Annotated in this window: 23 protein-coding genes and 2 pseudogenes; 9 read left to right on the top strand and 16 right to left on the bottom strand. The window is 61.2% G+C overall.

Translation table 11 applies throughout. The features are described from left to right. Window positions 1-74: 74 nt before the first annotated feature. Complete coding sequence (locus BJQ17_RS31655; protein WP_016487060.1) at window positions 75-242, top strand: hypothetical protein; 168 nt, start codon at window positions 75-77, stop codon at window positions 240-242. Between the two features lie 204 nt (window positions 243-446). On the opposite strand, the gene BJQ17_RS13925 is transcribed toward BJQ17_RS31655, so the two are convergent. From BJQ17_RS13925 to BJQ17_RS13890, 8 genes and pseudogenes are all read right to left on the bottom strand, one after another. After that, complete coding sequence (locus tag BJQ17_RS13925) at window positions 447-1,415, bottom strand: magnesium and cobalt transport protein CorA (RefSeq protein ID WP_011979111.1); 969 nt, start codon at window positions 1,413-1,415, stop codon at window positions 447-449. After that, window positions 1,412-2,116 (bottom strand): glutathione S-transferase N-terminal domain-containing protein, encoded by a 705-nt coding sequence (locus tag BJQ17_RS13920; RefSeq protein WP_003464969.1) that lies wholly within the window; start codon window positions 2,114-2,116, stop codon window positions 1,412-1,414. Before BJQ17_RS13920 ends, BJQ17_RS13925 begins: the two co-directional genes overlap by 4 nt. A 140-nt stretch (window positions 2,117-2,256) precedes the next feature. Continuing rightward, window positions 2,257-2,796 carry a peptide-methionine (S)-S-oxide reductase MsrA gene (gene msrA / locus BJQ17_RS13915; protein WP_003464967.1) on the bottom strand — a complete coding sequence of 180 codons (540 nt, stop codon included), beginning with the start codon at window positions 2,794-2,796 and terminating at the stop codon, window positions 2,257-2,259. 1 nt (window position 2,797) lies between these two features. After that, window positions 2,798-3,241, bottom strand: coding sequence for a peptide-methionine (R)-S-oxide reductase MsrB (gene msrB, locus BJQ17_RS13910; protein ID WP_003464965.1), 444 nt, complete (start codon window positions 3,239-3,241; stop codon window positions 2,798-2,800). 520 nt (window positions 3,242-3,761) lie between these two features. After that, window positions 3,762-4,391 (bottom strand): annotated as a pseudogene (gene istB, locus BJQ17_RS13905) (IS21-like element ISPst3 family helper ATPase IstB); the annotation flags it as partial. 33 nt (window positions 4,392-4,424) lie between these two features. Beyond that, a complete protein-coding gene (locus tag BJQ17_RS13900) occupies window positions 4,425-7,391 on the bottom strand; it encodes a Tn3-like element ISPa40 family transposase (protein ID WP_003117273.1) in 2,967 nt (988 codons plus the stop codon). 3 nt (window positions 7,392-7,394) lie between these two features. Further along, complete coding sequence (locus tag BJQ17_RS13895; protein ID WP_003117272.1) at window positions 7,395-7,955, bottom strand: recombinase family protein; 561 nt, start codon at window positions 7,953-7,955, stop codon at window positions 7,395-7,397. Between the two features lie 524 nt (window positions 7,956-8,479). Then, window positions 8,480-9,322: an AraC family transcriptional regulator gene (locus BJQ17_RS13890; protein WP_047306875.1), complete on the bottom strand. Its 843-nt coding sequence runs from the start codon at window positions 9,320-9,322 to the stop codon at window positions 8,480-8,482. Between the two features lie 117 nt (window positions 9,323-9,439). On the opposite strand from BJQ17_RS13890, the gene BJQ17_RS13885 reads away from it, so the two are divergent. The 3 genes from BJQ17_RS13885 to BJQ17_RS30030 all read left to right on the top strand — a co-directional run bounded on the left by BJQ17_RS13885 (window position 9,440) and on the right by BJQ17_RS30030 (window position 10,990). Then, entirely contained in the window at window positions 9,440-9,973 is a 534-nt protein-coding gene (locus tag BJQ17_RS13885) for a carboxymuconolactone decarboxylase family protein (protein ID WP_020309197.1), read from the top strand. A gap of 27 nt (window positions 9,974-10,000) precedes the next feature. Next, window positions 10,001-10,123, top strand: coding sequence for a hypothetical protein (locus BJQ17_RS31075; RefSeq protein ID WP_256213827.1), 123 nt, complete (start codon window positions 10,001-10,003; stop codon window positions 10,121-10,123). A 58-nt stretch (window positions 10,124-10,181) separates the two neighbouring features. Then, a protein-coding gene (locus BJQ17_RS30030) for an IS5 family transposase (RefSeq protein ID WP_099421609.1) occupies window positions 10,182-10,990 on the top strand; the annotation gives its coding sequence in 2 pieces (ribosomal slippage) (window positions 10,182-10,512 and window positions 10,512-10,990; 810 coding nt in all). 37 nt (window positions 10,991-11,027) lie between these two features. On the opposite strand, the gene BJQ17_RS13870 is transcribed toward BJQ17_RS30030, so the two are convergent. The 4 genes from BJQ17_RS13870 to BJQ17_RS13855 form a co-directional block, all read right to left on the bottom strand. Then, a complete protein-coding gene (locus BJQ17_RS13870; RefSeq protein WP_047306878.1) occupies window positions 11,028-11,642 on the bottom strand; it encodes a recombinase family protein in 615 nt (204 codons plus the stop codon). Window positions 11,643-11,703: 61 nt separating this feature from the next. Then, a complete protein-coding gene (locus BJQ17_RS13865; protein ID WP_054471483.1) occupies window positions 11,704-12,921 on the bottom strand; it encodes a TniQ family protein in 1,218 nt (405 codons plus the stop codon). Continuing rightward, a complete protein-coding gene (locus BJQ17_RS13860) occupies window positions 12,918-13,826 on the bottom strand; it encodes a TniB family NTP-binding protein (RefSeq protein ID WP_003465065.1) in 909 nt (302 codons plus the stop codon). Before BJQ17_RS13860 ends, BJQ17_RS13865 begins: the two co-directional genes overlap by 4 nt. A gap of 2 nt (window positions 13,827-13,828) precedes the next feature. Beyond that, entirely contained in the window at window positions 13,829-15,508 is a 1,680-nt protein-coding gene (locus tag BJQ17_RS13855; RefSeq protein ID WP_003465068.1) for a Mu transposase C-terminal domain-containing protein, read from the bottom strand. Window positions 15,509-15,826: 318 nt separating this feature from the next. On the opposite strand from BJQ17_RS13855, the pseudogene BJQ17_RS32565 reads away from it, so the two are divergent. Next, window positions 15,827-16,528 (top strand): annotated as a pseudogene (locus tag BJQ17_RS32565) (PAS domain-containing protein); the annotation flags it as partial. Then, window positions 16,529-17,404 (top strand): methyl-accepting chemotaxis protein, encoded by an 876-nt coding sequence (locus BJQ17_RS32560; RefSeq protein WP_082469383.1) that lies wholly within the window; start codon window positions 16,529-16,531, stop codon window positions 17,402-17,404. 413 nt (window positions 17,405-17,817) lie between these two features. Here the strand turns inward: BJQ17_RS32560 and BJQ17_RS13845 are convergent, their stop codons facing one another. Next, the gene (locus BJQ17_RS13845; protein ID WP_021703069.1) at window positions 17,818-18,564 is read right to left on the bottom strand and encodes an SDR family NAD(P)-dependent oxidoreductase; all 747 of its coding nucleotides are present in this window, start codon (window positions 18,562-18,564) and stop codon (window positions 17,818-17,820) included. A gap of 360 nt (window positions 18,565-18,924) precedes the next feature. Here BJQ17_RS13845 and BJQ17_RS13840 point away from each other — a divergent pair, with 360 nt between their 5' ends. Further along, a complete protein-coding gene (locus BJQ17_RS13840) occupies window positions 18,925-19,161 on the top strand; it encodes a DUF2798 domain-containing protein (protein ID WP_021703070.1) in 237 nt (78 codons plus the stop codon). Window positions 19,162-19,374: 213 nt separating this feature from the next. On the opposite strand, the gene BJQ17_RS13835 is transcribed toward BJQ17_RS13840, so the two are convergent. Both BJQ17_RS13835 and BJQ17_RS13830 read right to left on the bottom strand, forming a co-directional pair. Next, window positions 19,375-20,049, bottom strand: a complete 675-nt coding sequence (locus BJQ17_RS13835) for a haloacid dehalogenase type II (RefSeq protein ID WP_021703071.1) — start codon at window positions 20,047-20,049, stop codon at window positions 19,375-19,377. Window positions 20,050-20,114: 65 nt separating this feature from the next. Further along, on the bottom strand, window positions 20,115-20,813 hold the full coding sequence (locus tag BJQ17_RS13830; protein ID WP_021703072.1) for a glutathione S-transferase family protein: 699 nt from the start codon (window positions 20,811-20,813) through the stop codon (window positions 20,115-20,117). A 101-nt stretch (window positions 20,814-20,914) separates the two neighbouring features. Here BJQ17_RS13830 and BJQ17_RS13825 point away from each other — a divergent pair, with 101 nt between their 5' ends. Together BJQ17_RS13825 and BJQ17_RS13820 are read left to right on the top strand one after the other, a co-directional pair. Next, window positions 20,915-21,529: a TetR/AcrR family transcriptional regulator gene (locus tag BJQ17_RS13825; RefSeq protein WP_021703073.1), complete on the top strand. Its 615-nt coding sequence runs from the start codon at window positions 20,915-20,917 to the stop codon at window positions 21,527-21,529. After that, window positions 21,526-22,233 (top strand): glutathione binding-like protein, encoded by a 708-nt coding sequence (locus BJQ17_RS13820; protein ID WP_021703074.1) that lies wholly within the window; start codon window positions 21,526-21,528, stop codon window positions 22,231-22,233. The genes BJQ17_RS13825 and BJQ17_RS13820 overlap by 4 nt, the downstream gene beginning before the upstream one ends. Before the next feature lie 142 nt (window positions 22,234-22,375). Here BJQ17_RS13820 and BJQ17_RS13815 read toward each other — a convergent pair whose 3' ends face one another. After that, window positions 22,376-22,849: a DoxX family protein gene (locus BJQ17_RS13815; RefSeq protein WP_021703075.1), complete on the bottom strand. Its 474-nt coding sequence runs from the start codon at window positions 22,847-22,849 to the stop codon at window positions 22,376-22,378. Between the last annotated feature and the right edge of the window lie 5 nt (window positions 22,850-22,854).

The raw sequence follows: 22,854 nt of genomic DNA, 5'->3' as shown, positions 1-22,854 counted from the left end.
AATGTCTCCAGCTTGCTTGATCGGATGACGCGAATGCTCGTTAGTCAACTTCTTCTACATTGAGGTCCCGACTCTTGAACTGGGTCGCGGTAGCAGATTTCATCGAACACGTCGATCAACAGGCCCTTATGCTCGGTCGCCGGATCGGTGATCGCGTAGAGGGTGGAGGCGTTATCGCCATCATCACCGCTTCCGAGGCGAAACGCCGCGTCGACGCAGATGCCGCACGGACCGATGGTTGATCCTGGCTCGAGATCGACGAGATTGCTGTCCTTGACGCGCTATTCGCGGTCTTAGCCCTTGGCGATGAAGGACTGAACTGCTTGTAGAGCGTCGGTCAGCTGCTATGTCATGGACGCACCTTCATCTTGAGTTGGATTGGACAAGCTTCCGTATAAGGCCCGCTGTAACCGTCAGATGACGGCGAAGAAAACGATGGGCAGTATTCACAGCCACTTAGCCTTCTTGAAGCGCACAAATAGGAAAACGCACGATATCGCTATCACTCCGAGCACGACAAAGTATCCGTAGGCCGTGTCCAGCTCCGGCATGTGCTTAAAGTTCATGCCGTATATTCCAGCGATCGCCGTCGGGACTGCCAGTATTGCCGCCCAGGCCGCGAGCTGGCGGGTGACCACACCGATCCTTTGCGCTTCCAGAAGGCTGCTGGCCTCAAAGACCGTGGACAGGACAAGCAGGAGGCCGTCGACCATGGACTGCACGCGGTGGACATGGTCCGCGACGTCGTGGAAATATGGTGTCATTTCGGCGCTGATGCAGGGAAAGTGGCCGCGAACGAGCTTTCGCACCAGCTCGGCCATAGCCCTGAGCGTGCGCTGGAACCGCGTGAGTTCGGACCTTAGTTCGAAGATTCGCGCCACCTCTTCTGGCCCGAGGAAATCGTGCAGCGACCGTCGCTCCATCGCCAGGACGTCGTCCTCGATCATTTCGAAGATGGGCAGATACTGGTCGACCACGCGATGCAAGATCGCGTGCAGCACATAGTCGACACCCTTGCCGAACTGCGTCGGCGATGCCTCGAGTTGCTCCCGAAGTTTGCCCAGCGCTCCGGCATTGCCGTGCCGCACGGTGATAAGGTGATTGTGACCGGTGAAGATCGCCATCTTGCCGTAGCTGATCCGGTCGCCGACCAGCTCGGCGGTCTGCGCGACGACGTACAACTCATCGTTGTAGACCTCGAGCTTGGGCGGGCACAGCGGGTGCATCGCGTTGTCGATCGCCAACGGATGAAGATTATATGTCCTTTGGATCGCGAGTAGTTCCTCGGGGGTGGGTTCGCTAAGCGCGATCCAGCAGAAGCCCGAGCGACTCTCGCCCAACTTGACGTGCTCATCGAGCGCGATTTCGCGAACTCGCTTGCCTTCGTTGTAATAATAGGCGGCGATGATGCTCATGCTGGCCTCGCGGGAATGTGGAGGCCACGCTGGACGGCCGGTCGAGCCAGCCCGCGTCCAAGCCATGCGCGGACGTTCGAAAAGCTGCTGAGGCCAAGGATGTCACCCGCAGCGTAGAATTCCACCAGCGCATTCACCCAGCCGAGCGTCGCGATGTCCGCGATCGAATAGTCGTCGACGATCCAGTCGCGGCCTTCCAGCCGGCGATCCAGAATCCCCAGCAGACGCGTGGATTCGTCGATAAAGCGCTGTTGCGGCCGCTTGTCCTCATAGTCCTTGCCGCCAAATCGCAGGAAGAAGCCGAGCTGACCGAACATCGGCCCGATGGCCGACATCTGAAAGAACACCCACGCTAGGGTCTCGTAACGCTGGCCTGGTTCGGTGGAGATGAACTGACCCGTCTTGTCGGCCAGATAGAGGAGGATCGCACCGGATTCCCATAAGGCGATGGGTCTACCGTCAGGGCCAGCCGGATCGATGATCGCCGGTATGCGTCCGTTCGGGTTCAGCGACACGAACGCCGGATCCTTCGACTCGTTGTTCGAGATGTCGATCAGGTGGGGCTCGTACGCCAGGCCAGTCTCCTCAAGCATGATCGAGACCTTGACGCCATTGGGCGTAGGGGCTGCGTAGAGTTGCAGGCGATCGGGATGAGATGCCGGCCAGCGCTGCGTGATCGGAAAGGACGAGAGGTCTGGCATAAATCTGCGATCCTGGTGTTGCGATGGCGACTGACTGGAACGAGCCGTCACTCTGAAGTAGGGTTCGATGACCGCGTCGCTGAACGACGCGGTCACGAAGATTGCGGACCGGACCGGCGCAGTGGCAACGGCAGTGAAGCCTATTCCGCCGCGGTCCCGGCCGCTGGCTGTACGTCGTCAACCTTTTGGCGCTTCGGAAGCACCCAGCCGGGACGGACGAAGTGGCAGGTGTAGCCGCCCGGGCGCTTCTCCAGATAATCCTGGTGATCGGGCTCGGCCTCCCAGAACTCGCCGACCGGCTGGACCTCGGTCACCACTTTGCCATCCCACAGCCCCGAGGCATCCACATCGGCGATCGTATCCTCGGCGACGCGCTTCTGCTCCTCGTCGACATAATAGATGCCCGACCGGTAGGAGAGCCCACGATCATTGCCCTGGCGGTTCAGCGTCGTCGGATCGTGGATCTGGAAGAAGAATTCCAGGATGTTCCGGTAGCTCGTCACTGTCGGGTCGAAGACAATCTCGATCCCCTCGGCATGCGTGCCGTGATTACGATACGTGGCGTTCGGAATATCGCCGCCCGTGTAACCCACACGGGTCGAGATGATGCCGGGCCGCTTGCGGATCAGATCCTGCATGCCCCAGAAACATCCTCCTGCGAGAACAGCGCGCTGATGCATGTTAAGCCTCCTCTACTTGATCGAGATATTCACCGTATCCCTCGGACTCCATCTCGTCGCGCGGGATGAAGCGAAGGGACGCTGAGTTGATGCAGTACCGCAGACCGCCGCGGTCGGAAGGACCATCGGGGAACACATGGCCGAGATGACTGTCTGCGTGTACTGACCTGACCTCCGTCCGGACCATGCCGTGTGCGCTGTCCCGCACCTCGTTCACGTTTGCCGAAACGATCGGCTTGGTGAAGCTGGGCCAGCCAGTACCCGAATCGAACTTGTCCGTCGAAGCGAACAGTGGCTCTCCCGACACTATGTCGACGTAGATGCCAGGCTCCTTGTTGTCGTTGTACTCGCCCGTGAAGGGCCTTTCGGTGCCCGCCTCCTGGGTAATTCGGTGTTGCTCGGGAGTCAGGTGGTCGATTGCTGTCTGTGACTTTTCAAATTTCATTACAGTCTCCAATACTTATCTAGAGGGCCAGGCACGCTACCGCTAATTTTTTATGTCTCCTGATTTGCTCCTACAATGGTAGTGGGATGGCAAACGAGGTTTTACTAAGTGTTGGAAAATTAGAGATTTAAATTTCGCGTCTATTAATTCTAGCGCAACTGAGTGGTTAAGCAAGTACGTAATCAGTAAATATTAAAAAAATAACACAAAAGCACGATTATATAATACAGTGTCAGTGTTTTATGATAATCAACAACGCCTGTTTAGATGCTGGTAGATGCGAATTTTTTGGCGTACAGTCAAAATTTTCTGATGGTTGCTTAGTGTGTTGGCGCTGATGGAAAATTGACCCACCCTGCCGATTGAAATTTGACCCAGGGCGGATTGCTGATTTTGTTACCAGCAACTGTGGATAAGTCTACCAGCGCAGCTGCTGTTGCCCCCACTCCTTCGCTAGCCCAGTTCAGTTGTTTAAGACCTGCCACACGCAGCCATGTAGCAGGCCGTCGTCGCCATGAAATCAGAACGGCTCATCGTCCTCCGGTTCCTGGCCGCCCTTACGCTTTCGCTCCCGTGATTTGATCTTGGCCTGGGCCGCCAAGCTACTGTGTTGCAGGCGATAGGACTCGTTACCGGTTTCGACGATGTGGCAGTGGTGGGTCAGCCGATCCAGCAGGGCGGTGGTCATCTTGGCGTCGCCGAACACGCTCGACCATTCGGCGAAGCTCAGGTTGGTGGTGATCACCACGCTGGTGTGTTCGTACAGCTTGGATAGCAGGTGAAACAGCAACGCACCGCCGGCCTGGCTGAAGGGCAGATAACCCAGTTCGTCGAGGATGACCAGATCCATGCGCAGCAGAGCTTGGGCGATCCGCCCGGCTTTGCCGTCGTGCTTTTCGCGCTCCAGCAGATTGACCAGATCGACCGTGGAGTAGAAGCGCACGCGCTTGCCGTGCCGGGTGATGCCGGACACGGCCAGCGCAGTGGCCAGGTGGGTTTTACCGGTGCCAGGCCCACCGATCAGCACCACGTTCTGCGCGGTGTCGGTAAAGGCCAGACTGGCCAGTTCGCTGATCAAACGAGCGTCTGCGCTGGAGGCGCTGAAGTCGAAGCCGGCCAGGTCGCGGTGCATCGGCAGCTTGGCCATGTTGGGGAGCCCGCAGAACTCGGAAAAAATCGTACGCTAAGGTTTTCCGAGCTGCCGCAGCGGCCTGAATTTCCCGTCTTCCAGCTTGCGGCTTTGCCGCCAAACGTAATCGCCGGTCAGGTTGATGTGCTCCCAGCCCAATGGCGAAAGGTATTGCAGTAACTCAGGATTAACTGGCTTGCCTGCCTCTTCTCGGGCCTGGGTCGCGCGCTCCAAGTACACGGTGTTCCACAACACGATGGCGGCCGTCACCAGGTTGAGGCCGCTGGCCCGGTAGCGCTGCTGCTCGAAACTCCGATCCCTGATCTCGCCGAGGCGGTTGAAGAACACCGCCCTGGCCAGGGAGTTACGCGCCTCGCCCTTGTTCAATCCGGCATGCACGCGGCGACGCAGTTCCACGCTTTGCAGCCAATCGAGGATGAACAGCGTGCGCTCGATCCGACCCAGCTCGCGCAGAGCCACGGCCAGGCCGTTCTGGCGCGGGTAGCTGCCAAGCTTGCGCAGCATCAGCGATGCGGTGACGGTGCCCTGCTTGATCGACGCGGCCAGCCGCAGAATCTCGTCCCAGTGAGCGCAGACGTGCTTGATGTTCAGGGTTCCGCCGAGCATTGGACGCAGCGTCGGGTAGTCTTGGACGCTATTGGGCACATACAACTTGGTTTCACCGAGGTCGCGGATGCGCGGCGCGAAGCGGAAGCCCAGCAGGTGCATCAGGGCGAAGACGTGATCGGTGAAGCCAGCGGTGTCGGTGTAGTGCTCCTCGATCCGCAGATCGGACTCGTGGTACAGCAGACCGTCGAGCACGTAGGTGGAATCACGCACGCCTACATTCACCACGCGGGTGCTGAACGGCGCGTACTGGTCAGAGATGTGGGTGTAGAACAGCCGTCCTGGCTCGCTACCGTACTTCGGGTTGACGTGGCCGGTGCTCTCGCCTTTACCGCCGGCACGGAAACGCTGGCCATCGGAGGATGAGGTGGTGCCGTCACCCCAGTTGGCGGCGAAGGCATGCCGGAACTGGCTGTTGACCAGCTCGGCCAGGGCCGTCGAGTAGGTTTCGTCACGGATGTGCCAGGCTTGCAACCAGGACAGCTTGGCGTAGGTCATGCCCGGACTCGACTCGGCCATTTTGGTCAGGCCGAGGTTGATGGCATCGCCCAGGATCGCCGTTAGCAGTAGCGTCCGGTCTTTCGCCTGTGCGCCATCCTTCAGGTGCGTGAAGTGGCGGGTGAAGCCCGTCCATTCATCCACATCCATCAGCAGCTCGGTGATCTTGATGCGCGGCAGTAGCTGGCTGGTCTGGTCGATCAGCGCCTGCGCGGTGTTGGGCACCGCGGAATCCAGCGGGGTGATTTTTAGCCCGGACTCGGTGAGGATGGCATCGGGTAGTTCGTTGTCCTTTGCCAGTCGGGTGACAGTGGCCAGCTGCTCGTCCAGCAGCTGCAAACGCTCTTCCAGGTACTGGTCGCTGTTCGGGTTGATCGCGAGTGGCAGCGCCTGTTCCCGCTTGAGTGCGGCGAATTTCTCGGGAGGCAGTAGGTAGTCATCGAAGTCGCGGAACTGCCGCGAGCCTTTGACCCAGATGTCGCCGGAGCGCAGCGCGTTCTTCAACTCGGACAAGGCGCAGATTTCGTAGAAGCGCCGGTCGATGCCTTCCGGGGTGATCACCAGCGGTTTCCAGCGCGGCTTGATGAAGGCGGTCGGTGCGTCGGAGGGCACCTTGCGCAGATTATCGGCATTCATCTCGCGTAGGGTCTGAACGGCATCCAGCACGGCTTGCGCTGCCGTCGCGGCTCGGAGCTGAAGCACCTCCAGAAAGGCTGGGGTGTAGCGGCGTAGCGTAGCGAAGTTCTCGCTGACCAGGTGCAGGTGGTCGAAGGCTTCCGGCCGGGCCAGCAGCTCGGCCTCAGTGACACTCTGGGTGAACTCGTCCCAGGGAATGACCGCCTCGATGGCGGCGAACGGATCGTCACCGGACTCTTTAGCGTCCAGCAGGGCCTGGCCGATCTTCGAGTACAGGCGCACCTTGTCATTGATCGCTTTGCCCTGCTTCTGGAACTGCTGCTGATGCTTGTGTTTCGCGCCACTGAACAGCTTGACCAGGATGCGGTCGTGCAGATCAACCAGTTCATCGATCACGGTCGCGGTGCTTTCCAGTACCACGGCGACCAGCGTGGCATAGCGCCTCTCCGGTTCGAACTTGCCGAGGTCTTGTGGCGTCATCTGCCCGCCCTCGCGGGCGAGCTTCAGCAATCGGTTCTGGTGGATGTGCCGGCCGAGGCTGTCGGGAAGGCCCACCAGTTGGAAAATCTTCAGCCGCTCGATGTGCTCGATCATGTGCCGCGAGTTCGGCTTCAGCGGTGATTGCCGCAACCAGGTCAACCAAGTGCTGTTGCTGCCGGCCTTAATGGTGAGCAGTTCGTCGAGCTTGGCGTGATGCGATGGGTTCAACGGCTCGATCAGGGCGCGATAGACCCGCCGATTGGCGCGTGCAATGGCCTCCGAACACGCCCGGTCAATAACGCTCAGCGTCGGCAGGATGCGCCGCTTCTGGCGCAAGCTCTCCAGCGCCTGCCCGGCCAGCAGCAAGCCCTTGTCGGTCTGCTGGGCCAGCTCGGTCAACTCGCGCACCAGGGCGCGGAAGTCCGACAGACCGAACGGGGCCAGTTGCAGGTAGGTGCGCAGTTCCAGAGCGTGCTCGCGGCGGGTCACGTCGCGCTCACCGTACTTCGCCCAACTCGCGGGGTCGGCTTGGACTTGCTTGGCCACCCACTGGATCACGGGCTCGGGTAGCGCCGTGTCGTTGCCCAGCGCATAACCAGGGTAGCGCAGCAGGCAGAGCTGCACGGCGAAGCCGAGGCGGTTGCCATCGCCCCGCCGTTGACGGATCAGGGATAGGTCGGAGTCGTTGAAGGTGTAGTAGCGGATCAGGTCATCCTGGCTTTCTGGCAGCGCAAGCAGGGTGTCGCGCTCCGTAGCCGAGAGAATCGAGCGACGCGGCATGGTTCAGTCGTCCGTGCGAAGGTACTGGTAGAGGGTTTCACGGCTGATGCCGAACTCGCGTGCGAGCTGAGCCTTCGGCTCGCCGGCAGCGGCCCGCTGCCGCAACGTGATGGCTTGATCGTCGGAGAGAGCTTTCTTGCGGCCCCGGTAAGCACCGCGCTGCTTGGCCAGGGCGATGCCCTCGCGCTGCCGCTCGCGGATCAGGGCGCGCTCGAACTCGGCAAAGGCCCCCATGACCGACAACATGAGGTTGGCCATGGGCGAGTCCTCGCCGGTGAACACCAACCCCTCCTTCAAGAACTCGATGCGCACGCCGCGCTTGGTCAGCCTTTGCACCAGACGGCGCAGATCGTCGAGGTTGCGCGCCAGGCGATCCATGCTGTGCACCACCACGGTATCGCCTTCGCGGACGAATCCGAGCATGGCTTCCAGCTGCGGGCGCTGGGTGTCCTTGCCCGAGGCCTTGTCGGTGAACAGCTTGCCGATCTCGACCTGCTCAAGTTGGCGTTCCGGGTTCTGGTCGTAACTGCTGACCCGAACGTAACCGATGCGTTGTCCCTGCAAGATGCCTCCATAGGCTGGATGGGCGGTAGGGCTTACGTTGGTTTTTGGTTCCATTGCGCCCTAAGCCTTGAATTTGTCAGGTTGGAATCTATGACCTTGGCAAGCATGTGTCAAAGAATGTGAAAGCAGACTCTATTCTGACGGCGCAGCGTGGCCATTCCTGACATCCAGTGTCGTTTTCAGAAGACGGCTGCACTGAACGTCAGAAGCCGACTGCACTATAGCAGCGGAGGGGTTGGATCCATCAGGCAACGACGGGCTGCTGCCGGCCAATAGCCGACAATGACGACACTGGAAATCCCCGCCTGTGAGCGTCGGCTCAGGGCGGGACAGCGTCATCCAGCTACCTGCGCCACTGACTCAGCCTTGTCCAGCCGGCCGCGCCGCACGAACAGACTGACCAGCCGTTGACGGATCGCCACCTGGAGTTCCGCCAGTTGTTCCGGCGTGATGCGAATTTCACCCGCTCGACGAGCGCAACACCGGCGCCGCCTACGCCAAGAACCGGCGAATCGAACTCAAACTCACGAACCGCTGAGCGCCGCGTCACCGCGCTGCTGCGCCAGCCAGTCGCGCGGGGCGCAGCCCATGCGCACGCGGAAGGCGCGCGCCAGAGCGTTCGGGCTGCCGTAGCCGACGCGGTCGGCCACCACCGCCACCGGCCGCCCCTGCTTGAGCAGGGTGCAACTGACGTTCATCCGCCAGTCGGCCAGATAGTCGCCCGGCGTGACGCCCACCGCGTCCTTGAACGCGGCGGCGAAGCGCGCGCGTGACATGCCCGCCTTCGCCGCCAGCGCCTCGAGCGACCACGCGGTCTGCGGCGCATCGTGCATGGCGGTTATGGCGCGCGCGAGTTTCGGGTCGGCCAGGCCCGCCAGCAGTCCGGTGGCGCCAAGCCGCCCATCCATCAGATAACGCAGCAACTGGATCAGTAGCAACTCGTACAAGCGGTCGATGGCGGCCTGCCGACCGCACTGGTCGCGCTCGGCTTCGGCAAACAGCAACTCTAGCGTCGGCCCGAGGCCGGGCAAGTCCGCCAACGGAATCAGCAGCATCGACGGCAAGGCCATGGCCAACGGATTGCCCGTCGAAGCGCCCAGGTCGACCTCCGCACACAACAGCTCAGCGGTATCGCCGGGGGCGGCGACAAAACGATGCGACGCCACGCGCGGATAAAACAGCAGGCTCGGCTCGGTAACCAGCAGATCTTCATGCACGGGCGAACGCGCCGTAATCGGGCCGCGCCGCACCAGATGGATATAGCCATGCGGCGCCGCGTAATGATGCTGCCCACAGAAGGCGCCGCTGTGAAAAACGCGCGCCGAAAGCGAGTAGTGCCGGAGCAAGCCGGCCAGTCGATCCGCCATTCCACTCTCCATATAAGACGATAGGTTACGTATTTGATACTTTACGTGCCATATCGTACCAAACAAAGGGCGATCATGCCCACGTGCTCTTGCACCTCACCCACTACGGAGATAGACATGACCCAAATCGCCCCCCTGACCATCGACACCGCTGACGCCGCTACCGCTGCCACACTCAAGGCCGTCAAAGCCAAGCTTGGCATGGTGCCGAACCTGTTCGCCACGCTGGCCCACGCGCCGGCGGCGCTCAATGGCTACCTCGGCTTGTCCGAAACGCTGGGCACCGGCCGCCTGAATGCCTCCCAGCGCGAGATCGTTGCGCTCGCTGCCGGTCAAGCCAATCGCTGCCAGTATTGCCTGAGCGCACACACCCTGATCGGCAAAGGTGCCGGACTGTCGGCAGAGGCCATCGCCGCGGCCCGCACCGGCCAGGCGGCCAACGCACTTGACGATGCAATCGCCGGCTTTGCCCGCGCGCTGGTCGAGCAACGCGGCGTGGTGTCGGCCGACGCCATGGCCAACTACCGCCGCGCGGGGCTCGACGACGGCCTGATACTGGAAGTGATCGCCAACGTCGCGCTGAACACGCTCACCAACTACACCAACCACATCGCCGACACCACGGTGGATTTCCCCGTGGTCGCCGTCTGATCTCCATAGGCATATAAGGAGAACACGATGAAAATCGCACTCACCGGCGCTCTGCTCGCCAGCGCCCTCGTCCTGCCACTGGCCGTCACGGCCGGCGACTTTTCGCCCTATGTGGGGTCGTCTCAGAAAACGGAAAATAAAGCACTCTAAGAGTCGCTAACACCACTGCCCAAGAGACCCGCATGAAGCAGTTATGCTTCATGCCCTCATGGCAAGACAACCCGTTAGCAAAGAACTGTGGCTGCAGTTGCAGCCCCTGATCCCCACCTTCACTCCCTCCGCCAAAGGTGGCGCACGCAAGCTCGCAGTGAGCGATGAGGCCGCCCTCAACGGCATCTTGTTCGTGTTGCATACCGGCATTCCATGGGAAGACCTCCCACAATCCCTTGGCTATGGCAGCGGCATGACTTGCTGGCGGCGACTTCGGAATTGGAGCGCAGCAGGGGTTTGGCAGAGGTTGCACCAGGCCATGCTGATGCGTTTGCGTGAACACGACCAGATCGATTGGAGCCGGGCCAGTATTGATGGCTCTTCGGTACCAAGCCCCCGGGGGGCCAGGAAACAGGCCCGAACCCCACCGACAGAGGAAAACTCGGCTCCAAGCGGCACATCGTCGTAGACGCCAGAGGCATCCCGCTGGTGGTTCTTGTCAGCGGGGCGAACAGACATGACTCCATGATGTTCGAGCGGTGCTTGGATGCGATCCCTGGCGTTGCAGGCCTGCAGGGTCGACCTCGCAAGCGACCAGCGAAGCTGCATGCTGACAAAGGCTATGACTACAAACGCTGCCGTGCCCATCTGAGGCAGCGAGGCATATCCAGCCGCATTGCCAGGCGCGGCATTGAAAGCAGCGAAAGGCTGGGCAAACATCGCTGGGTAGTGGAGAGGACGCACGGATGGTTTGCTGGCTTTGGCAAACTGCGAATCCGCTTTGAAAGGCGCCTTGACATCCACGAAGCGCTTTTGAAGTTGGCAGCCGCGATCATCTGCGCACGCTTCGTGGATAGGTGGTGTTAGCGGCTCTAAGCCGATGGCGTAGGTGGCACTCATCGTGTCACGTGCGGGCAAGCAGCTTCTCGCCATCGGGGCGCAACTCGCCCTTGGGCGAAATGTGCCGGTACAGGGTCTGCCGTGTGATTCCAAGCTCCAGACACAGGTCACCCACCTTGGTTTCTGGCTGGCCCATCGCGGCCATGGCCAGCCGCAGCTTGGCTGCGGTCATCTTGAACGGACGCCCGCCCTTTCGACCGCGCGCCCGCGCCGACGCCAGGCCGGCAATGGTGCGCTCGGCAATCAGTTCGCGCTCGAACTCGGCTAGTGCCGCAAAGATGCCAAAGACCAGCTTGCCAGCTGCCGTCGTGGTGTCGATGGCAGCGCCATGTCCGGTCAGCACTTTTAGCCCGACACCGCGCCCGGTCATATCGTGCACGGTGTTGATGAGGTGACGCAGGTCCCGACCCAGCCGGTCGAGCTTCCAGACCACCAGCGTGTCACCTGGCCGTAGCGCTTTGAGGCATGCGACCAGACCGGGGCGGTCCTCGCGCTTGCCGGACACCTGATCATCATAGAGGTGGGCCGGATCGACGCCGGCAGCAACCAGCGCATCGCGCTGCAAGTCCGTCCCCTGGGTGCCGTCAGCCTTGGATACCCGCATGTAGCCAATTTGCATATTTTGTCCTGTCACATATACGTTCGATTATGTGACAGTGTGAGCCAGAAAGTTCTCGCCGTCAAAAACTGTCACTTAACCCGTCATTTAGTCTAAGACCTGCAAACGGCCATTCAGGCTCGTAATGTGACAAAAACTCCGGCGGGATGCCCTCCTTGGTGAACGTGGCGCGCAAACGTTCCAGGGATTCGGGGTCGCGTCGCCCGTAGGACGCCAGTGTGAACAGCAAGCGGGCCGTCTCCGGGTTGTGTCGCGCTTCAATGATGGCCTCATCGATGGCCTGGGCTGCTCGTTGCCAGTGGTTGATGGGTTCCGGCTTCGGCACCTTCGCCGGCAGGCCGTTGGTGAAACCAGTGTGCGGCTCCGTCTGAAACAGCGCGGCCTGTTCCCCGCGCGGGATCAGCGCCTTTGACTCGATCAGCGTGATGGCGGTGGCCGCCGCCTCCAGCATCTGCCACTGCACCGCCGGGGCCAGAATCTCGTAGGGACGCCACAGACTCTGCCCGGCGCGCAGCGGATGGCCGCAGCGCTCCCAGACATGGCGGATGCTCGCCGAGCAACTGCCGCAGTGCGAGAGCGGCGTGTTCAGCTCATCAAGCAGGGTGCGCAGCAGCCGGAACCACAAGCCGGCGTGGACACGCCGACGCGGCAGCTCCACAAAACCCGTCGTCAGCGCCTGCCAGGTGCGCCGGTCCATGCAGGCGATTGCGTCATCGGCAGGGCGCGGCGCAGCATCGGCGATTTCCCACTGAAGATACCGGCCGTGCATGCCCCAGTAGGACTCCAGCCAGCAGCCATGCTGCGGGCAGCTCAGCATCAAGGGGAGCTGCCAGACGAGTAGCACAGCTTGATTCGTTGGATCGTTCAGACACTGCGGACACGCCCGGCGAATCGTCTGGCTCGGTAGCCAGGCACGCCAGCGAGTGATGGACCGCACCTTGCGGGTGCGCTTGGGCAGGAGCACCGCGCATTGGAATGTATAGGTTTCCAAGGCTGCTGGTACCGAATCGTCGAGACTGTCGAGCAGCCACGGCACCCAGCCTGCAAGACTCATGCTGCGCAACCGCTCCAGCTCGACGCCACTGCGCTGGCAGAGCGCCGTCAGCAACGACAAGGATGGTGCGGTATCCAGGTCATCAAGTTGGCTGTGACCAAGATCGTGGGCCAGCAGCTCGTGCACGTCCATCTGGTAGCAGGCGGCGACCCGGTTGAGCCATGAGGACAGGGCTTCGCCTTCCTTGGGTGCCGGATGCAGCGGCCAGCGCGGCGCGGACTTCACATCAGTTCCCGCTCGAACTGTCGCCGCCGCTCACTGGGGCCGATGTAGTCGGCCATGCTGAGCGTGCGGTGGTTGATCGCTTCCTCGCCACTCTCCACGGCGGCGACGGCCGCCGCCACCAGCAGATGTGCAAGCTCGCCGATGGTGCCTTCGCTCCGGGTGAGCAGGTAGCGGGCCATGTCCAGCGTGGCAATCGGGGATGGCCGCCGTAGCGGGAGTGACGCCGCGAAGCTGGCCAGCAGCGAGCAGCAGTCCTCATTGGCCTCCCACGGCGGCAGCAGCATCGGCTCGAAGCGGTTTTCCAACTGATCGTCCGAACGGATGGCCAGGTACGCCTCGCGCGTGCCGACCCCGACCAGGGGGATACGCAGCTCGTTGCCGAGGAAGCGCAGCAGGTTGAGGAACTCGCGCCGGTTAACGCTGTTGCCAGCCAGTACATTGTGCAGTTCGTCGATCACCAGCATGCGCACGCCGACCTTGCGCAGCAGGGCCAGCGCCAGTTGCTCCATTTCCGGCAGCCGTGGGCGCGGGCGCAGCGGCGCGCCCATCGCAGCCAGCAGCGCGACATAGAAGCGGATCACCGATGGCTCTGACGGCATCTGCACGACCAGCACCGGGATATGTTCTTGGTCAGCGTCGGTGCCGACCGGGTGCGCCCGCCGGAATTTCTCGACGATCATCGACTTGCCGTTGTTGGTGGGGCCGACCAGCAGCAGGTTTGGCATGCGTTGCTTGTTCGGCCACGCATACAGAGTTTCCAGCCGGTTCAGCGCCTCGACCGCGCGCGGGTAGCCGATCCAGCGGTCGGCGCGAATGCGCTGGATGCGCTCGTCTGCCGGCAGCCTGGCCAAACCCTGTGCCGCTGGCAGCAGGTGGGACAGGTCAATGACGGGATATTCGTCCACGGCTACCACTCCTCGATCTGATCGAACGGTTTGGCCGGCGGCAGGTTGTCTGCCTGCGGGTCAGCCATGTCCACATCCGGCGGTATGGGCTTGGCCGGTGGCTCCGACGTCTTGAGGTGCTGGCGGCGATCAGCGTCGCGCCGCGCCTTGCGCGTGGCCTTCTGGGCGGTGGTCACGATCTCGCGCATCTGCCCGATCATGCGGAACAGCGCCGACTCGTCCACCTGCTCGCGCCCGAGCTGACGCAATTTGGCCAGCGCCTGGCGTTGTTCCCAGAGGGTGACGGCCGGATGGGACAAGGTGCGGTAGTGGATCTCCAGATAGTGCTGACCTTCCGGTTCCAGTACCCAGATGCGGCTGATGTCGCGCGGATCGCGCCGGATCAGGAAGGCGGGCAAGCGCTCGCGCCGGGCAATCCACGGCTTGAGGGCGTCGGCGTAGTAGTGGATGTGGTCGATGACAAAGCCGGTGCGGGTCAGGGTGCGGCGGATCACCGGCAGGAAATCGACCAAAAACGCGGTGGGGCGGGTAACGACGGCCGGGACGCCAACGCGCTCCACGGCCTCGGCCCAGCGCGCGGCCGGCGGCTGGAGCAGGCCGTTGTGCACGGAGCCGTGATAGGTGCCTACCGCCAACGCGAGCCAGCGCTCCAGCTCGCGCAGCGTCAGGGTGGCCATCTTCTCGGAATCGTACTCGCCGCGCTGGCCGGGATTGGAGAAGGTCGTCCCCGGTAATTCGTCGTGGATCATCTGCATCGCCGTGCCGATGATCCGTTCCACGATGCCGCCGTAGTGCGGCTGGCCTGGTGGGCGATAGTCCAGCCGGATGCCATGCTGTTCGCAGCCACGGCGCAGCGCTTCGCTTTTGAACTCGGCCGCGTTGTCCAGATAGAGCAGCCTGGGCTTGCCGCTCATCGGCCAGTCCATTTCCACATTCAGCCCTTCCAGCCAGGGCCGCTTGTCGCAGGCGGCATGCGCGAGGCATAGGCCGACCGAGACGGCGGACGGCGCTTCCAGCGTGACCACCATGCCGAGTACGCAGCGCGTGAACACGTCGATGGCGAGGGTCAAATATGGGCGGCCAATCGGTTGCCGGTCGCGCTCGTCGACCACGATCAGGTCGATGACGGTGTGGTCGATCTGCACCTGTTCCAGCGGCATGGTGACTTCGGGCGGAATGCCACCCGCGCCTTGCAAGGGACGGGCAGCGTCCTGCCCGCCCCGGCTGCGGGCTATTTTCGCCGGGTGTAGTCCGGCAATCCGCTGGGCCACGGTGTTGCGCGCCGGCACCGGCAGCTTCTGGGTTTTGCACGCCTGCGCGACTTCGCGGTGGAACGCCGCCAGGCTGCGTTTCTGCTTGGTCAGGAAGCGCTTTTGCAGCAGCTCGCGGATGATGCGCTCGACCGGTTCCGGCAAGCGCCCCTTGCCTTTGCCGCCGCCGGATCGGCCGGGCGTCAGGTCTGTTACCAGGCCAGTACCCTGCCGGGCGCGACGGATCAGGACATATACCTGTCGCCGGGACAGGCCCAGCGCTTGGGCTGCCTCATCGGCGGCTTCATGCCCGACCACCTCAAGCGCTGCCAGTGGCCCGATGATTTCCGTCCGGTGCCGGGCTTGCGCCCATGCCTCGTCGGGCAGGGTGGCCACGCCTTGCGCGGCAATCGGTGGAGTGTCTGATGTCATGCCCAAACCTCGCTTTGGTGCACACGAGTATTGAGCATAGTCGAGATTGGTGCAGACGACTCCTGATATTGGGCTGTCAGGAGCCGTATGCACACCAGGCGTTACATCCAGTCAGATGGTGCGGTCGTCTTCTGAAAACGACAGGCGCAGCGTGGCCATTCCTGACATCCAGTTAGGGTATAGCCTAGATTGACATGCGCGATGCAACCCTTAACTTGCTTGCACCTATCGTTTCCATGCTAGCTTTATCGTAACGCTAAAGAAATTGGGTTTAATGCCGAATACAATAAAATAAAACAGCCAACCCTTGAGGCTCTTATGCGCCAGAATTTACCAGTGACGGGTCGAAACTTAGAACTCCCAAAAGATACCAATATTCTTTCGACTACCTCCCCTCAAAGCCATATCACGTACATTAATCCTGACTTCATTAAAATCAGTGGTTTCACTGAGGAAGAACTATTAGGCCAGCCTCACAACATCGTAAGACACCCAGATATGCCGCCTGCTGCATTTGAGCATATGTGGAGTACATTAAAATCTGGCCGCTCATGGATGGGGCTAATAAAAAATCGCTGTAAAAATGGCGACCACTATTGGGTAAGTGCTTATGTAACGCCAATAGCTAAGAATGGTTCGATTGTTGAATACCAGTCTGTAAGGACCAAGCCTGAACCTGAGCAGGTTTTGGCTGCGGAAAAATTATATGCTCAATTGAGAAGCGGGAAGGCCGCGAGGCCGAAATGGGCTGCTAGCTTTTCCGTGAAAATACTCTTGCTCATATGGAGTAGTATTATATCAAGCGCAATGGCTGCCGGCATGCTTACTGATACATCAATAAGCAGCTTATTGTTAGCTACTTTAATGTCAGGAAGCTTAAGCTCTGTTAGTGTTTTGGCTATTCTCTCTCCTCTTGGAAGACTGGTTGAAAGAGCCAGGAATATTTCCAATAACCCATTAAGTCAATCCCTCTACACTGGGCGCACCGATGAGTTTGGCCAAATAGAGTTTGCTTTACGAATGATGCAAGCTGAAACAGGCAGCGTAGTAGGTCGCATAGGTGATGCATCAAATCGGCTTAGCGAACACACCCAAAGCCTACTAAAGGATATTGAGTCAAGCAATGTACTTACAGTTGAGCAGCAGGCAGAGACAGATCAAATAGCAACGGCAGTAAACCAAATGGCGGCAAGCATTCAAGAGGTTGCGAGCAATGCACAGCATGCTGCAGATGCGGCCGGAAGAGCAGACACTGAGACGGCATCTGGCCAGCGTCTGGTAGCCCACACAAGCCAGTCAATCATTGCCCTTGAAGGTGAAATTAGGCAAGCCGCTCAGGTTATTCATGAGCTTGAAGGTCAAAGTAACGAGATATCAAAAGTTCTTGACGTTATACGAGGGATCGCCGAGCAAACGAATTTGTTGGCACTCAACGCAGCAATTGAGGCCGCGCGTGCTGGTGAGCAGGGGCGTGGTTTTGCTGTTGTCGCCGATGAGGTTCGCAGTCTTGCTGCTCGCACCCAGCAATCGACAACGGATATTCAAAGCATGATCAGCGCTCTACAAGAGCGAGCGCAATCCGCTGTTACAGTCATGGAGCAAAGTAGTCGGCAAGCGCACACGAGTGTAGCTCACGCAGAGGAAGCAGCTACAGCTCTTGATGGAATTGGCCAACGTGTTAACGAAATTACCGACATGAACGCGCAAATAGCGACTGCGGTCGAGCAGCAGGGAGCAGTAAGTGAAGACATCAACCGCAGTATTAACAATATACGCGATGCTGCTGATACCAATGTACAGACCGGGCAGAATAATTTGCAAAGTGCGAAATCTGTCGCTCAGTTAACTAGCGCTCTGAGCGAACTGGCAAAACAGTTTTGGGAAAAACGAGGATAACGCTTTTCAGTATCTCGACAGGGATAACTTACTTTACCATCGGTTATCCCTTTTAGCCGCACAAATTTTAGCCATGGCTTTTCAGGAAGTCAGGGCTATCAGAATGGCCTTAGAAAGCCTAGTCAAAGAGCTGTCACGAGAACACCGTTAGCTTAGCGTACGATTTTTTCCGAATTCTGCGGTTCCCCCATCAAGGAGCGTTCGCAGGTCGCCATCAATGAGGGCGAACCGAAGAGCAATCCCTGGGGCGGCCAACTGGTGGGTGGTCCGACCACAGCCAGTACCGGCAATAATGTGGACGACAATATGTCGTTCAGCCAGTTTGCCTGAGTGCGCCTGACGGCCGCCTGATGGCGGCCTTGCTGCGATGAACATGCACCGCAGGGCATATGCCCTGCCGGCGCATGCCATGGTCAGCGCAGGGTGTAGCCGTTGTCGACGATCAGGTCCTGCCCGTGGATGCCCCGTGCGCCCAGCGACAGCAGGTGCAGCATGGCGTCGGCGATCATGGCGGGTTCGAGAAATGCCCCATTCAACAAACGCTGTTCCACTGTCTTGGCCACCGCCGCCAGCGCGTCGTCGCTGAGTTGCAGGGTGCCCCAGATCGGTGTTGCCGTGGGCCCTGGCGATACCATGTTGACCCGGATGTCGTCGGCTGCCAGCTCGACGGCCAGGTTGCGCGCAAAGGCTTTCAGGGCCGCCTTGGAGGCAATGTAGGCGGCGAGGCCGGGAAAGGTTGCCTGCGAGAGAAAGGTGCCGGTGAACACGACCGAGGCTGGGCGGGCCAGGTGGGCTTTCAGGCTGGCCAGGGTATTGAGCGCGCCCGCGCCATTGACGGCCCATTGCCGCTCGAAGGCTGCGGCATCCAGGCCATCGGCCAACTGGGCGATCCCGGCATTGGGGGCCAGGTAGTGTATCGGGCCCAGGGTGTGCGCATACCGGGCCAGCCTGGCGAGGTCGTCGGCGCGGCTGATGTCGCCTTCAAGCCAGGTCAGTCGTTCTCCGTAGTGTTCCTGCAAAGCCCCCAGCTCACCCTGGTGACGGCTCATGGCCAACACCCTGGCCCCGGCCTGGAGCAGGCCGGTCGTCAACGCGTAACCGATGCCCGAGCTGGCACCGGTGACCACAGCCAGGCGATTGTCGAATTCGTTGTGCTGCATGGTTTGTCCTTGCATTCAGTGGGTGAGCACTGTGCTGAACACAAACCATGCCAGTATATAAGTTGTTTAAAAACAGTAGGTTGTGATTTTTGTTGTCGTTATGACCTGGAGTTTTTGTGGTCGCGGTGACTCATCGGTGGTCGCGATGACCCGGCCAGGCGAGCGCATTGCCTCCAGGCTCGTTCCGCATAGAATGCGCAGTGGGGACAATCGGTAAAATGTTCTGCACGGACGGATAAAACCACTGTGCGCATTCGCGGCAGGATAACAGCCATGCCAGGCGCCTTTGTGGCGTTCACGCGTTGAGGGCATCGAGGCGGAGGCGCATGGCGCGCTTCCCGTAACCAGGGGGCATGTACAGTGATCAAGCTATCGAAACGCCACGGGCACCATCTTTTTGCGTTGTTGCAGTCGGCCATTACCTGTGCGATTGCCTCGGCAATTGCCAGCCGTCCGCTGTTTCCCGTGGAACGGTTCATGGGGCACTGGTCGAAGGCCTGGGTGTTGTCCTGGCTGATGATGATTCCGGTGGTGCTGTTGATCGCGCCCTGGCTTCGGCGCCTGGTCAATTACCTGACCGACAGCGACAACCTCTGAGCCCACCGCGCAGCGATGGCATCGGCGGGCCTGAGTGAAAACGCCTACAGGGTGAAAAACGATGACGGCACTCGCGAGCGTTTCCGTACGCCGGGGCAAGCCTTCTCGCCTGGGGAACAGGTACGCATCGACGGCATTCGCCTTGTTCACTAGCAGCCCTGGCCCGAACGGCGCCCCGGCCATCATCCATGGGCGCCGTTCGCGCGGACAGCTTCAATCGAGCAGCCAGTCGCTCATCTCGCCCAGGTCACGTACTTCACGGGTCGGGGTGGCGCCCAATTCATCGAACACGGCCCCCTGACGATTGACCCAGCACACCGGAAAGCCGAAGTGCCGGGCGCCGGTCGCATCCCAACTGTTGGACGAGACGAACAGCAGCCTGTCCCTGGGGATGGCCATGGTTTGTTCGGCCAGGCTGTAGACGCGGTTGTCCGGCTTGAACACCTTGACCGTTTCGACACTGATCAGGTGGTCGAATGCCCAGCCCATGTCCGAGTGGCTGACGACCTGCTCGATGGAGTGGTGCGAGCCGTTGGAGGCGATGGCCATGGGCAGGCCGCTTGCTTTCAGCCGCCGCAAGGCCGCGGTCGTGTCCGGGTGGGGAGCCAGGTGCAGGTAGGCCTGGCCGAGCTGCCGCAGAGTGGTTTCATCCGTGGCGAGCCCCAGGTGCTTGCAGGTGTAGCGCAGGGCTTCTTCGGTTCGTTGCTCGAAGCTGGCATAGCGGCCCATGAGGCTGCTCAGCCAGGTGTATTCGAGCTGCTTCTGTCGCCACAGGCGGGAGATGGCCTCACCCTGGCCCGGGTAGGCGCTTTCGCAGGCCTGGACGACGGAGTGCACGTCGTACAACGTGCCGTAGAGATCAAAAACGATGCCTTCAATGGGTTGCATGCCACACCTCTCTGGGGATCGTGTCCGGGGGTCAGCGTGCGCTGGGCACGCTGACCCGGTGAGGCTTACGCCGGGTAGTTGGAGGGGAACAGCGCGCGGCGCATCTGCTCGTCGAGGTCTTTCTTGAAGGCGTGGTCCTTGCCCACTTCACGGGCACGGGCCGCCGCCGGGCGCGCATCGATGGCCTGGAACCAGCGCTGGATGTTGGGGTAGGCGGCCAGCGGGTCGCTTTCGCCCTTGAGCACGCGCGAGGCACGGTCGATCCAGCCCCAGGCTGAGATGTCCGCCAGGGTGTAGCTGTCGCCCACGATGTAGTCGCGCCCGGCGAGGTGCTCATCCAGCACCTGGTAGTGCCGTTCGGCTTCGCGCCGGTAACGGTTGATTGCATAGGGGATGCTCTCCGGCGCGGCATACTGGAAGTGCACGGCCTGGCCGGAGAACGGCCCGATACCCGTGGCGATGAACATCAGCCACGACAGCAGTTCGGGTTTGTCGGTCGGCGCGCCCATGAGCTGCCCGGTCTTTTCGCCGAGGTAGAGCAGGATGGCGGTCGAATCGAACACCCGTGCCTCGCGGCCACCGGGGCCTTCGCTGTCGACGATGGCCGGGACCTTGCCATTGGGGTTGATGGCCCGGAACTGCGCGGTGTGCTGTTCGCCCTTGCCGGTATCGAGAGGAACCAGCTGGTAGGGCAGCCCGGTTTCTTCCAGAAACAGGGCGACCTTGGCCGGGTTGGGCGTGGGGTGGTAGTAGAAATGAATCATGCGGGTGGGGTCCTGTCTTGTGTTTTAGATCGTTCGATCTAGAATAGGGCCGTCTACAGAAAAAGGGCAACACCTGTGTTGGCCTGGCAATGGGAGTACGGATGGCTCGGCCAAGAGAGTTCGATGAGAGGGCGGTGCTCGATGCAGCCGTTCAATGTTTCTGGGCCCGTGGCTATGAGGCCACTTCGGTGCGTGACCTGGCCCAGGGCATGGGGCTGACCAGTGCCAGCCTGTACAACGCTTTTGGCGACAAGCGCTCGCTGTATCGCCGTGCGCTGGACCATTACGTCGAAGAGGGTTTTGCCGACCGGGTGCGGCGATTCGAAGGCGTCCTGCCGCCGCGCCAGGCCATCGAGGCGTTCTTCGACGAGATACTCGAACGCTCGCTCAACGACCCCCAGCACAAGGGTTGCATGCTGGTGAATTCCGCCCTTGAGGCCTCACCGGACGACCCCGACTTCCAGCGCGCCGTGGCTGCTGTCCTGATACAGATCGAGGCCTTTTTCCGGCGCTGCGTGCTGGCCGGCCAGCACAGCGGCGCCATTACCTGCGCGCAGCCGGCGGACGATCTGGCGCGCCTGCTGCTGGGCATTCTCCTGGGCGTTCGCGTCCTGGCCCGAACGCGGCCGGAGCGTGAACTGCTCGAAGGCATGGTACGGCCAGCGCTGACCCTGCTTGACAGTCACTTGAACCTTCACGGGGACCACCAACGATGATCGAGCTCTACTACTGGCCAACACCCAACGGCCACAAGATCACCCTGTTTCTGGAAGAGGCCGGCCTGGACTACCGCATCCACCCGGTGGATATCAGCGCGGGCGACCAGTTCAAGCCCGATTTCCTCGCGTTCTCGCCGAACAACCGCATGCCCGCCATCATCGACACTGCGCCGGCCGATGGCGGGGAAGCAGTGACGGTGTTCGAATCCGGCGCCATCCTGCTGTACCTGGCGGAAAAAACCGGGTTGTTCCTGCCCACCGACCTGCGTGGCCGCAAGACGGTGACGGAATGGCTGTTCTGGCAAATGGGCGGGCTTGGGCCGATGGCCGGGCAGAACCATCATTTCGGGATCTATGCACCGGAAAAGATCCCCTACGCGATCAACCGCTACGTCAACGAAACCAACCGCCTCTATGGCGTGCTGGATCGTCGCCTGGCGGACAGCACCTTCGTTGCCGGCGAGCAGTACAGCATTGCCGACATGGCGTGCTACCCCTGGATCGTGCCGTGGAAGAACCAGCAGCAGAACCTCGACGACTTCCCCCATGTGCGCCGCTGGTTCGAGGCCATCGCCCAGCGCCCGGCCACGGTCAGGGCCTACGCCAGGGGTGAGCCGTTCTCCAGCCGCCCGACGGTGACCGAGGCGGGCAAGAAGATCCTCTTCGGGCAGACGGCGGGCAATGTACCGGCCGGGCAATGAGCCCCTGAGCCTGCCGTACCTGCCGTAATAGCCTTGATGCATTCAGCCGTGGGCCTCGGTTCCTGCCCCTCTCTCATAAACGGTAGAGGGGCACGGAGCGCCCACGACCTGAAGCGCACAGCATTGCCTGCGCCAGTCGCATTCAGCGAATGCGCAGCAGCCTGTCCAGCGACCACGCCCCGGCGCCCCGGCCGATGATGACCAGCAGCAATCCGGCCCAGGACAGGTGCGTTGGCCAGGCATCGGGGTAGACGAATACCTGGATGACCGCAGTCATGCCCAGCAGCGCCAGGGCAGACAGGCGCGAGAACAGGCCGACGATCAGCAGCAGCGGAAACACATGCTCGGCATAGGTCGCCAGGTGGGCGGCCAGGTGCGGTGACAGCAGCGGCAGGGCGTATTCGCTACGAAACAGCTCATAGGTACCGGGGGTGATGGTCAACAGCCCCTCGACCTTGGTGCGCCCCGAGAGAAAGAAGATCGCCGCAACGCTGATGCGCGCCACCAGGCTGAGCGTCGAGTCGCTGATCAGGCGCTGAAGCAGGTCGCACACCTGGTCCCAGCGTTGACGCACTGTGGCGCGGCTGTTGTTGGACGACGGCTGGGTGATATCCATGGCTA

Source organism: Pseudomonas sp. NBRC 111139, from assembly GCF_001753955.1.
In the GTDB taxonomy this organism is placed as follows: Bacteria; Pseudomonadota; Gammaproteobacteria; order Pseudomonadales; family Pseudomonadaceae; genus Aquipseudomonas; species Aquipseudomonas alloputida.
The sequence above is the reverse complement of the archived record's forward strand: the minus strand, read 5'-3'. Positions and strand labels throughout refer to the sequence as shown.